Origin of the sequence: Algoriphagus marinus (assembly GCF_001936475.1) — a bacterium.
GTDB lineage: Bacteria > Bacteroidota > Bacteroidia > Cytophagales > Cyclobacteriaceae > Algoriphagus > Algoriphagus marinus.
The window spans coordinates 1-12477 of the sequence record NZ_MSPQ01000018.1 but is presented as its reverse complement, the minus strand read 5'-3'; the positions used below and the strand labels follow the sequence as shown (position 1 = coordinate 12477).

Here is a 12477-nt window from a genome sequence, read left to right as displayed (position 1 = left end):
AAACTAGTAAACGAATGAAAAAATGAAAGCAAAATCAATTTTTGGCAATTCGCCTGAAGAAATAAAAAACGCTTTGGACAATGCAATGGCCGATCATTTTACACCAACATTGGCCGTGGTTTTTATTTCTGTAAAACAAGACCGAAAGGCTATTTGTGACATCTTAAAGTCAAAGGACATTGAGATTTTTGGTGCCACCTCTTGCGGGGAATTCATCGACGGTCATCAAAGCGAAGGTGAAACTGTGGTTCTTTTGATGGATGTGAAAAGGGAATATTTCACCATAATCATCGAAGATGTAGAAAATGAACAGGTAGATAAGGCCGCTTCCTCTATTGCAAAAAATGCTTTAGGACACTTTAAAAACCCGACGATGTTGTTGACAAGTTGCGGTGTCTATGGCAATGGAAAATATTTTGATGGCGAAACCCTAGTCAATGTGTTGGTGAAAGAGCTAGGCGAAGACGCGATATTTTTTGGCGGCATGGCCGGTGATGATTGGGAAATTTCAAACAGCTATGTATTTACTCATGAAAAAGAATCTGATAATGGTATCGCTGCCTTAGTTTTTGATTCAGACAAAATTTCCCTTAAGGGGATGGCTATTCACGGCTGGCAGCCTCTGGGGATTGCGAGAAAAATAACAAAAAGTGTGGGCAATATGGTGTATACCATCGATGATAAACCTGCAGCTCCATTGTATTTGAAATATCTGGGGATGGCTGAAAAAAAGGAAGAAGAAAGCTTTGACATTTTTAAGGATCTATCGATTCAATATCCCTTTATCGCCACAAGAGATGATGGAGAAACGATCATCAAGTCCCCCCGATCAATTGATCCTGAAACAAATGCTCTAGAGATGGACATCCCGATGGAAGAAGGCACCGAGTTTCACTTTGCCACACCGCCTGATTTCGAAATTTCAGATGAAATTATTGCTCAAGCTACTGGATTAAAGAACAGCATGAATGGTGATCCTGAAGCTATGCTTATTTTCTCTTGTGCTGGAAGGCCTCCCGTTCTGGGTCCCTTGACCAAGCTCGAGAATGACGGACTGGCTGAAGTCTGGCAGGTGCCTATGGCGGGTTTTTATACTTATGGGGAATTTGGTCGAACAAAAGGAGGAAAGCAGCATTTTCATTCTGCCATGTGCTGCTGGGTAACTTTGAAAGAGAAATAATATTACAAAAAAAACTGAACCCATGATAGCAAAATCAATCAAAGGCATATCACCAGAAGAAATTAAAACTGAATTGCAAGCCAGTATGGTGGATGGATTTAAACCCACCCTGGCCATTGCTTTTGTTTCTGTCAAACAAGACCGCAATACCATCTGCGAGATTTTGGACGATGCAGGCATTGCCATTTTTGGGGCTACTACGAATGGAGGTTTTATGGATGACCAAGTGGTATTGGGAGAAGCAGCGATCATGTTATTGGATATGAATCCTGCACATTTCCAAATCTATTTTGAGGAATACCCTCAAAAGAATTACCGAGAAGTGGCCGCAGGTATTGCAAATAAGGCATTGATGCATTTTTCCAATCCTGCATTTCTAATAATAGGCAGTCATTTGGAAACGGATGCGGAGCAATTGCTTTTTGGTTTTGAAGACATCATAGGAAAACATGTGAATATTTATGGTGGAATGGCTGGAGATGATTTTTCTTTCATGCAGCAATATGTTTTTACCAATGATAAACAATCCGACAGAGGTATGACCGTGTTGGCGATTGATGAGAATAAAATCAAAATAAAGGGTAGGGCTACATGCGGTTGGAAAGCAGTAGGTACAGAACGAACTGTCACAAAGAGTGTAGGCAACCATGTGTACACCGTAGATGATATTCCGGTATTAGATCTTACGATCAAGTATGGAGGAATTGAAAATGTCACTCCGGAAAATGGTCGATTCTCTATCGAGGTTGCTGCGGCATTCCCATTGCAGTTGCAAAGGGAAGCCGGGGACCCCGTAATGCGGCCCGGCCTGATGGTGGACTGGAGTGACCATTCCTTTTATTGCAGCGGATCGGTGCCGCAGGGTTCCAAAGTTCGCTTTTCTCTGCCTCCCGATTTTGATGTAATTGATAAAGTAATTAAAGCATGCGAATATTTGAAGGCTGAAGAAATCGCGGAAGCGGATGCTTTGGTTATTTTCAGTTGCGCAGGTAGATTCATTACGCTTGGTCCGCTGATAGGTGATGAAATAGAAGGAATGCGCAGTGTATGGGATGTACCGATGGTGGGGATGTTCAGCAATGCAGAGCTTGCACGGGCGACAGGGGGAAACCTGGAGATGCATAATCTCACCACCTGTTGTGTGGCGCTAAAAGAAAAATAAATGAACAGACACCTCCAGCATATTCTCGACACACTATTTCAGATTGAAGCCATCTCTGATGAGCAAAAATCTTCTCTCAATAAATCCATCAAGGATGTGGATAAAGAGTTGACCATTTTGGAATTCAAACTGGACCGCACTGAAAAAGTAAAACGGACCACAGCCATTTTACTCGAAGAAACCATAGAGGAGCTTGAACTGAAAAGGAAAGCCATTGAAGAAACCAATTCGGCACTTCAACGATCTTTGGAAGAACTCAAAGCCACCCAAGCGCAACTCATCCAAGCAGAGAAAATGGCCTCCCTTGGAGAGCTGACTGCGGGCATTGCTCATGAGATTCAGAACCCATTGAATTTTGTAAATAACTTCTCGGAAGTCAGTAACGAGTTGATCGAAGAGGTTGAAGAAGAAAGAGCCAAGAGCCAAGAGTCTAGAGACGAGGGATTGGTCACAGAGATTTTGGTAGATATAAAAGAAAATCTCTCCAAGATTAATCATCATGGCAAGCGAGCAGATGCCATCGTGAAGGGAATGCTGGAGCATAGCAGAGCGAATAAAGGCGAAAAAGCTCCTACAGACTTGAATGCTTTAGCTGATGAGTTTGTACGACTCTCCTATCACGGTCTTCGGGCAAAAGACAAGAGCTTTAATGCTGACTTCAAGTTAGAGCTCGATCCGAATCTGCCTAAAGTAAATGTAGTGGCTTCGGATATTGGCCGGGTGATTTTGAACCTAGTGAATAATGCTTTTTACGCAGTCAATGATAAATCTAAATCAGAAAATGTAGCCTCAGATTATGCTCCAACGATAAAGGTTAGCACTAACCAAATCCCCCCTCAGGGGGGCGAGGGGGGGTATATCACTATCGCTGTCCAAGACAACGGCTCCGGCATCCCCGCCCACATCAAAGAAAAGATCTTCCAGCCCTTCTTTACGACCAAGCCGACGGGGTCGGGAACTGGGTTGGGATTATCACTATCTTATGATATAGTGAAGGCGCATGGAGGGGAGTTGAAGTTGGAATCGAAAGAAGGTGAAGGGACTGAATTTAGGCTGATTTTACCTCTTGTCTGAAACACGTCTGCCTTCATTTGGCAGGGATGAATCAGATGAAAGGATGGCATGGATGAAAAATGAATAACATGATAAAACTAAACCAGAAATCAGTGAAATCTCATAATCCGTGGCAATCCGTGATTCAGACGGATTATGATATCGTCAAAGCCCATGGGGGTGAATTGATGGTAAAAAGCGAAATCGGTCATGGAGCCACATTTTTAATCAAATTACCCATATCCTAGGTATCATATGGAAAGAGCGAAGAAAGAATTATTGGAAAAGACCTATCGGGAATTTATGCGGGTTGGATTAGAATCCAATGATCCGAACTTATTGGAAGGAATAGTGGATGAGAATGTCATGGGTTTTGGAACGGCATTAGATGAAAAAATCAGGGGAATCGAAGAGTTTAAACAACTGCTGATCAATCAAAAAATCCAAAGTGAGGGTATTGATCTCACATGGCGGAATGAGCCGGTACATTCCTTTATCTCTGAAGATGAAAATATGGTAGTCTTTGCCGAGGATGTCTTCTTTGATATCAATACGGAGGAAGGAAATCTGGAAATGTATCTACGCTTTTCAGCTGTATTGAATTTTAGTAATGGCCAATGGAAAGTAATCCACTGGCATGGCTCCAAGCCGGAGCAGGTAGAGAGCGAAAAAGATAGCTGGGGCATAGAAAGTTACAAGCAAAAAGCAGAGGAACTCCAAAAACTCGTAGATGAAAAAACTGCAGATCTGTTGGGGAAAAACCGGGAGCTGGAAATAGAAGCAGCCTTGGAACGAGTGCGGTCGATGACGATGGCCATGCATTCCAGTGCAGATATCGGTGCCTGTATCCTAAAAATGTTTGAAGAACTCACCACTTTGGGGGTTGACGAGGGAACGAGATTTGGGATTGGCATCCTGAATCACAAAAACGAAAACAACGAACTTTGGACAGCTCGAAGAGATGGAAAGGAAGTCAAAATGCATATAGGCAATTTGGATATGACTTCGCATCCATTACTGAAAAAGGCCCGAAAGGCTTGGAAGGAGCAGGTTCCTTTTCATCAATATGTTTTGGAAGGACAGGATTTGCTGGGTTATTACCAGATGCTGAATAATGCACCTGACTATAAAATCCATATCCCTCTGGAAAAATTACCCAAAAAGGAGATCCAGCACTGTTTCATTTTCGAGCATGGGTTCTTTTATGCCTTTAGCCCGCATGAATTCCGATCTGAATTAGTTCAAATCACCCAACGATTCAGTGCTCAGTTTGCACAAACCTATCGAAGGTATCTTGATCTGAAAAAAGCGGAATCTCAGGCAAGGGAAGCAGAAATTCAATTAGCCTTAGAGCGGGTGCGTGCCCGATCCATGGCTATGAAAAACTCAGATGAATTGCATGATGTACTCAGTGTTTTATTCCGGCAGTTTGACTATCTCGGAATTCAACCTATGAATGTATTTTTAAGTCTATTCGACCGGGAAAACAGAACACTCACCTATAGAGCTTCCGGCAAATCAAGACATAGACAGCCTCAAAAACAGGTTGTTCATGTAGATAGTATGGAGGAGTTAAAGGGGCTTTATGATAAGTTTATCCATGACCAATCCGACTCTGTAGAAGTAATTTTTTATTCTAAAGAAGTCCTTCCCCAGCTTTTTGGCATTTTCTCCGAAACCTTTGATGCTATGCCGGAGGATGAAAGAATGAAGCTGGAGTATTTTCCAGAAGGAGGCTATTCCATGGCAGGTTACACACCTTTTGGTTACTTGGGTTACGACCATCAGCGGCAGGCTACTGAAGAGGAAAAAGAAATTCTATCACGCTTTTGTAAAGAGTTTACTAGAGTTTACCAGCGCTTCTTGGACATCCAAAAAGCCGAAGCACAATCCAGGGAGTCACAAGTTCAATTATCGCTAGAACGGGTACGAGCACGATCGATGGCCATGCATAACTCAAATGAATTGGCAGATGTATGTCTCGTCCTATTTGAGGAAATAAGCAAATTGACCAAGACTCCAGATCGGTTTAATATCGTCATGCCTCAAGAGGGAGGAGATTTGCTGGAAGTTTGGCTGACCGATCAGGAAGGGCATAAGGTCAGTACAAAATTCTTGATGTCATCCAAGAAATCAGAGGTCCTCAAAGAGATATTCAAGGGTTGGAGGGAAAAGAAACAATTTCTGGTTTTTGATTTGAAAGGAAAAAAACTTAATGACTGGATTGCTTATAGCAGTGAGGTGCTAGGGATTCCCTTCAAAAAGGATCAAAAATTGAAAGAGCGATTCATCACCTCGGCCCTTTTTGAATACGGTTACATCGGTACCACCGATCATACCGCTCCTAGCGAAGAAGTCATCCAATTGATTCAACGTTTTGCTAAGGTCTTCGAACAAGCCTATAGGCGATTCCTAGATTTGGAACGTGTCGAAAAACAAGCTAGAGAAGCACAAATTGAAGTCGCACTGGAAAGGATTCGTGCAAGAGCTATGGCTATGCACCAGACCGATGAGTTGACCGACGTGCTTTGTGTTCTTTTCGATCAATTTGATCTGCTGGGAATCAATCCAGTATTGACTCATTTGACGCTATTTGATGAAGCAAATGAAAAATTCAGCATCCGGCTGACGACTACTGCTGATAATGGTGTGGTGGCAGAACAATTAATCGACATTCATGCCATTGAGGTGTGGAAACAGGCCTATGCGCAATGGAAAAACTGTGAACCCAATTCGGTAAATACCATTGATTATGCACCGGAAGACCTTCCGCATTTATGGGATTTATTATCTGAGGTAATGGGTGCTTTACCAGCTGGGCATAAAATAAATCCAACAGACTTCCCTTCTGGATTATTTACCACTCAAGGGCATTTCAAATTTGGTTACCTGGGATTCAATAATTCGCGAAAAGCCACAGAGGAAGAAAAAAGCATCGTCAGCCGTTTTGCCCGGGAATTTGGTCGAACCTATCAGCGCTTTTTGGATTTGGAAAAAGCCGAGGCACAGGCAAAGGAAGCCCAAATAGAGGCCGCTTTGGAAAAAGTAAGAAGCAGATCCATGGGTATGCAAAACACCAGGGAGATGCAACTGGTAGCGAATGAAATACGGGAGCAATTGTTGGCCTTGGGAGTTCCATTGGATGCCATGGCTATGAGCGGCGTAATTGACAACGATTCAGATTACGATGTTTGGGTAGGTGGTGCTATCACAGAAAAACCGCTACGAATCACCCACAGCAGCGGTACCCAAGTCCAACGCGAATACAATCAGGTGATCAGAGACCGGCCTGAGCTCTTCATGAAAACCTATTCCGGGAAAATCATGAAAGAGTATTTCAAACAATTGTTGGATACCAATTCCTTCAATCCGGAGATTGAAGCATTCATGAAAGAAAGTTCTGCATTTACAACGACTTTAACTTTCATGAAAAACTCAGGAATTCAAATCATACGGTATACTGATGAGCCTTTTTCTGATAGTAACAATGAAATTGTAATCCGTTTCGGCAAAGTCTTCGAGCAAGCTTATATAAGATTTTTGGATTTGCAAAAAGCAGAGGCACAGGCCAGAGAAGCCCGGATTGAGACGGCCTTAGAAAAAGTGAGGTCCCGAACCATGGGAATGCAGAGTAGTGCTGAGCTGCCTGAAGTAGCTAACCTGCTCTTTTTAGAAGTGCAAGGATTGGGTGTCCCATCTTGGAGTAGTGGATTTAATGTATTGCTCGAGGATAAAAAATCTGCTGATGCTTGGATGAGCAGTGAAGGCACAATTCAGGAACCCTTCGTCCTACGCTTATGGGGAGAAGCTTCCTTTGACGAAATGGGATCCTTTATCAGGAGCAAGGATACCTTTATGGTACAGGAGCTTGGGGGAAAAGCGTTAGAAGAGCACTACAATTACATGAAGTCTTTTCCTGACTTACAGGCTACATTTGAAAAACTGGAGGTGCTGGGACTTTCTCTTCCCACCTACCAGATCAATCACCTCTGCAAGTTTTCAAACGGATTCCTACTTTTTATCACTTATGAACAAGTACCAGAGGCGCATGATATTTTCAAGCGCTTTACTAAAGTATTTGACCAGACCTATACCCGATTCTTAGACTTACAAAAAGCGGAAGCCCAAGCTCGGGAGGCCAAAATTGAAGCAGCTTTGGAGCGAATCAGATCACATTCCATAGGCATGCAGAGTGCAGCAGATTTTGGAGTGGTGACTACCGAGATGTTTGAGCAGCTCAGGAATTTTGGCGAAGATCTTTATGCGGCCGGAATTGTTTTTTGTGATAAACACGAGGGTCACGTAGAACAGTGGCATAGTATTCCAGGAGGTGGAATGCTGACCCCTTTCATCGTCCCAATCGATTTGGATTATATCCACCAATACCGGTATGATCAATGGAAAGAAGGGAAAGAACTATTCTCAATAGAAATACCAAGCGATTTTATTGAACAGCATTTTAAAGACATTTTCGAGCTGCCTTCAGCCCAAATAGCCCTTCAGGATCTCGAGTCCAGGAATGCGCCCATGCCGGCAACACCGACTTGGGAGATAGATTATGGCGCTTCCTTTAAAAACGGATACATTTTAATATCCTCACTCAAGTATCTTGAAACTACTGACATTCTACCTCGTTTTGCCCGAGTATTTGATCAGACATACACCCGATTCTTAGACCTTCAAAAAGCAGAAGCCCAAGCCCGGGAAGCACAGATCGAAGCAGCATTGGAAAGGGTACGTAGCCGTACGCTGGCCATGCAAAAGTCGGATGAGTTGGCAGAAACTGCAGCGATCCTTTTCCAGCAATTGATCCAATTGGGAATAGAGCCCAATCGACTTTACATCGGAATCATCAAAGATAATTCCAGCGAAACCGAATTCTGGACCACCGAGGAAGATGGCAGCAAAATCAGCACGGCCTATACTACTGACCTGCTGAATAATGCCAGTTTCAAAAAAATGTATGATGCTTGGAAGAATAAGGAAAAATCCACGGTGGTGGATATTCAGGGTGAAGAGCTCAAAGAATACATTGACTACTTGACCAGCCTTAATATTCCATTTAAAGATGGAAAAAAACAGACTCGTAGAATCCAATACCTAGCCTATTTTTCCAAAGGATTTATTGGTATGGCTTCTCCGGATGAACAGCCAAGAGAATCTATTGAGATTCTCGAGCGCTTCGCTTATGCATTCAACCTGACTTTTACCCGTTTCAATGACCTGAAAGTTGCAGAATCGCAGGCAAAGGAAGCACAGATTGAGCTTTCATTGGAACGGATCCGAGCTCAAGTTACCGCTATGAGACAGTCAGAGGAACTCTTTGACATTGTAGTCACTATGCGAAGGGAATTTATTCTTCTTGGGCATGAAGCTGATTACTTCTGGCATATGAAATGGATTCCAGAGAGCTATGAAATGTCTATGACCTCTGAAGATGGTGAACGAGTGGGTATGATTATCTCGGTGCCAAAGTTTGTACACGATGAGATACCTCGATTAGCCGAGTGGGAAAAGAGTGACTCACCTACTATTGCCTTAGATTTAAATGGACAGGAGGCCTGGGACTACATCGATAAGATGAATACCTACGGCAAATATGAACAAGCGGATCCTCATGCACCTACGGAGGAAGATATTATGGCTATTGGAGGCCTGACTTTTGTCATCGCAAGAACTACACATGGAGAGATCGGATTTAGTCTTCCTGGACAAGTTCCTAATCCACCTTTAGATTCTGTCGAAACTTTGGTTCGCTTTGCAGGGGTATTTGACTTGGCATACAGACGATTTGAAGACTTACTCAACGCTGAAAAGCAAAACAGGAAAGCAAAAATTGAACTCGCTTTAGAGCGTGTCCGTGCCCGGGCGATGGCCATGCAGGAGCCTGAAGAACTCGTAGAAGTCGCTCAAGTCATGCGGGAGGAAATGGGCTTATTGGGAGTAGAGGAATTGGAAACCAGCTCCATCTATATCAACAAATCTGAGGGAGAGGCCGAATGCTGGTATTCGATAAAAGATATTCGAGATGGGGCGAAAACCTATATAGCAGACCATTTTGATCTCAAATACAAAGCCACTTGGGTGGGGAGGAAAATGCTTGACTTCCACCAAAGCAGCGAGACCAAAACCTCCATTCTAATGAAAGGAGAAAATAGAGTAGAGTGGATTAATTTCTGTGCAAACCAATCTACAAAACTTGATGGCTACTATGGTACCGAAATCCCGGAACGTACTTATCATTTAACTAAATTTTCGAATGGGGCGATCGGAGCCGCTACACCTGGAGAAATATCTGATGAAAGTTGGGATTTACTCCAACGCGCGGCCGCTGCCTTTTCCTTGGCCTACTCTCGTTTCAAAGATCTTTCACAAGCTCGGGAAGATTTAAAAAAATTAAAAAAGGCCAAATCAAAGGCAGAAAAAGCACTTAAAGAATTGAAATCGGCCCAGGAGCAATTGATCCAGCAGGAAAAATTAGCAAGCTTAGGTCAGCTCACAGCAGGTATTGCCCATGAGATCAAGAACCCCCTGAACTTTGTGAATAACTTTTCTGATCTCAGCCGGGAATTGATCGATGAGGTGTTTGAAGAATTTGAAAATATCGAGGACTCGGACAGCAAAGAAGAGATCTTGGCCATTCTGCAGGATGTCAAATCCAACCTCAGCAAAGTCCACGAGCATGGCACCCGAGCAGATGCCATTGTAAAATCTATGCTGCAGCATAGTCGGGGAAATGCAGGAAAAATTGAGGCTATGGATCCTAATCAGCTGATGCGGGAGTTCGCAAATCTTGCTTTTCATGGGATGCGGGCAGGTAAAAACCCGATAAATGTGGACCTCAACTTTGACTTAGATCCGGATGCCGGCCTGGTAAACTTAGTCATGGAAGATTTTTCCAGAGTGATTTTGAATATCTGCAACAATGCCTTTGACGCCATGAGGGATAGATTTAAATCAAGCACTGATTCAAGCTATCTCCCTAAATTGACCATCCAGACCAAACGGGAAAAGCAAAAATTGATTTTGGCATTTCAGGATAATGGTCCAGGGATTCCAAAGGATATCGTGGATAAAATCCTACAGCCATTCTTCACCACCAAAAAAGGAACCGAAGGAACCGGCCTGGGACTTAGCATCACGCACGATATCATCAAGGCGCATGGAGGGGAATTGAGGGTGGAAAGTGAAGTAGGTGAGGGAAGTACTTTTTCTATCTTACTGCCTTTAAAAATGGAAAACGTATGAGAAAGCTTTTCCTGCTGCTTCTTTTGATAGGATATTGTGGAAGTAGCATTGCCCAAGATCGGGTGGAGCTACTTTCTTCCGATCAGTTTCAATCGCATCAGCGACTATTTTTAGCTCCATTGGAAGGTTGGGTTTTTAAAGCTGGGCCGGTCCCTGATGGAGCGGTTCCAGGCCTTGATATTTCGGATTGGGAGGAAATGAATCCCAGCCAACTTACCAAGGATTTAGAGGATGAAAATGGCCGAATCGAAGGCTGGTTTCGGATTCGAATTAAACTCGATGAGTCATTTCAAGATATGCCTTTAGCTTTAGCCCGAGAATTTTGGGCAGCGACAGATATTTATTTGGATGGACAGTTAATTCATTCTTTTGGAAGTACAGGTCAAGACTTTGAAGCCTTTAATCCGACGCTGAAATATCCTGCTCCAATCACCATGGAAACAGGAAAGGAATACTTACTGGCTATTCACCTTGTGAACTATGAGACTCCTTTCACCCAGCGGGAAATCCAAATGAAGCCGGAGAATTTTGAGCGGCTCATTAGCCTTACCGGGCCGGACTACCTCAAGCGGGTGCAGGCAGATTATAAAAGCACGCATATTTTCGGGGCGATCTCTATCGCGGTTTCCTTCCTTTTGTTTTTCCTCTTTTGGTTACTGGTTTATTTGAATCCGGATCAAACGATTTTTCGGCTGGTAGCTTGGTTGACTACCTCTGTTTTGATCACTTCACTTTCCATCTTTTACAGTTCCTTTTTCGAGATTTCCTATACCGCCGAAAAAGTGCGATTCCTGTTCATGATTACTTTCCAGGCAATTTCGATCTTGTTTGGACTGTTTACATTGGAGTGGATGCTGATCAAGAAGATTTCTTTTTGGTCGAGATTGATTTTTGTCTTGGTGCTTTTAGCGAATCCGATTGCCCATTATTATTCGATTTCCTGGCCCTTTGGGATTGTTTTTTCTGGAATGTTGATTTATTACGGTTCTCTGTTTTTCAAGAATAGGAAGACGATCAAAGGAGCGCAGTGGGCGATCGTAGCGGGTGTGGTATTTCCTACATTGGCGACGGTAGTTTACCTCAATATTCACAAGTATTCCATCGATTTATTCTTTGAGTATGAAAAGCCCATGCTCACGCTGGGAATACTCAGTGCACCCTTATTTTTCCTCATTTTTATTTCAGTCCGACTGAAAGAGGCTTTGGGTGAGGCTTTCCTTGAAAGTCAGAAAGTTTTAAAGGTAACCGAAGAAAAAAAGGAGCTTTTAAGCCAACAGAATATTATACTGGAAGAGCAAGTAACCAAGCGAACTGCTGAATTGAAAGAGTCACTCGAAAATCTCAAATCCACCCAAGCCCAACTGATCCAATCCGAAAAGATGGCCTCTCTCGGAGAACTGACTGCAGGCATCGCCCATGAGATCCAGAACCCGCTGAATTTTGTGAATAACTTTTAGGAAGTAAGTAATGAATTGATCGCAGAAATCGAGGAGGAAAGAGCCAAGAGCCAAGAATCAAGAGATGAGACCTTAGTCACGGAAATACTTGGTGATATCAAAGAAAACCTCTCTAAAATCAACCATCACGGCAAGCGAGCAGATACCATCGTCAAAGGGATGTTGGAACATAGCCGGGCGAATAAAGGAGAGAAATCCCTGACTGATCTGAATGCCTTGGCCGATGAGTTTGTACGACTTTCCTATCATGGCATTCGAGCGAAAGACAAATCATTCAACGCTGTCCCGATATTCTTATGGATCAGGCAAGGTTTGGTTGATAATTTTTTTCGTGTTTTCTATTATCACGGATTAAGGCAAAAATCCGGTTGATCAAT

The 12477-nt window shown here is 43.1% G+C and carries 7 protein-coding genes; all 7 read left to right on the top strand.

Translation table 11 applies throughout. The annotated features are described in order from the left end of the window. Nucleotides 1–22: 22 nt before the first annotated feature. The 7 genes from BVC88_RS19955 to BVC88_RS19930 all read left to right on the top strand — a co-directional run bounded on the left by BVC88_RS19955 (nt 23) and on the right by BVC88_RS19930 (nt 12472). Nucleotides 23–1180 (top strand): FIST signal transduction protein, encoded by a 1158-nt coding sequence (locus tag BVC88_RS19955; RefSeq protein ID WP_075352504.1) that lies wholly within the window; start codon nt 23–25, stop codon nt 1178–1180. A gap of 22 nt (nt 1181–1202) precedes the next feature. Next, a complete protein-coding gene (locus BVC88_RS19950; RefSeq protein WP_075352503.1) occupies nt 1203–2342 on the top strand; it encodes an FIST signal transduction protein in 1140 nt (379 codons plus the stop codon). Beyond that, nucleotides 2343–3416 carry a sensor histidine kinase gene (locus BVC88_RS19945; RefSeq protein ID WP_075352502.1) on the top strand — a complete coding sequence of 358 codons (1074 nt, stop codon included), beginning with the start codon at nt 2343–2345 and terminating at the stop codon, nt 3414–3416. 68 nt (nt 3417–3484) lie between these two features. Continuing rightward, nucleotides 3485–3643 carry a hypothetical protein gene (locus BVC88_RS21410; protein ID WP_175574459.1) on the top strand — a complete coding sequence of 53 codons (159 nt, stop codon included), beginning with the start codon at nt 3485–3487 and terminating at the stop codon, nt 3641–3643. A gap of 7 nt (nt 3644–3650) precedes the next feature. After that, nucleotides 3651–10643, top strand: a complete 6993-nt coding sequence (locus tag BVC88_RS19940) for an ATP-binding protein (protein ID WP_075352501.1) — start codon at nt 3651–3653, stop codon at nt 10641–10643. Further along, entirely contained in the window at nt 10640–12100 is a 1461-nt protein-coding gene (locus tag BVC88_RS19935; protein ID WP_075352500.1) for a hypothetical protein, read from the top strand. Before BVC88_RS19940 ends, BVC88_RS19935 begins: the two co-directional genes overlap by 4 nt. 15 nt (nt 12101–12115) lie before the next feature. Further along, nucleotides 12116–12472, top strand: coding sequence for a hypothetical protein (locus BVC88_RS19930; protein WP_075352499.1), 357 nt, complete (start codon nt 12116–12118; stop codon nt 12470–12472). Nucleotides 12473–12477: the final 5 nt, after the last annotated feature.

Bases quoted from the DNA above. Each gene is read 5' to 3' on its own strand.
- BVC88_RS19940 (WP_075352501.1), top strand. From the start codon at position 3,651: ATGGAAAGAGCGAAGAAAGAATTATTGGAAAAGACCTATCGGGAATTT.
- BVC88_RS19955 (WP_075352504.1), top strand. From the start codon at position 23: ATGAAAGCAAAATCAATTTTTGGCAATTCGCCTGAAGAAATAAAAAAC.
- BVC88_RS19935 (WP_075352500.1), top strand. From the start codon at position 10,640: ATGAGAAAGCTTTTCCTGCTGCTTCTTTTGATAGGATATTGTGGAAGT.
- BVC88_RS19945 (WP_075352502.1), top strand. From the start codon at position 2,343: ATGAACAGACACCTCCAGCATATTCTCGACACACTATTTCAGATTGAA.
- BVC88_RS19950 (WP_075352503.1), top strand. From the start codon at position 1,203: ATGATAGCAAAATCAATCAAAGGCATATCACCAGAAGAAATTAAAACT.
- BVC88_RS21410 (WP_175574459.1), top strand. From the start codon at position 3,485: ATGATAAAACTAAACCAGAAATCAGTGAAATCTCATAATCCGTGGCAA.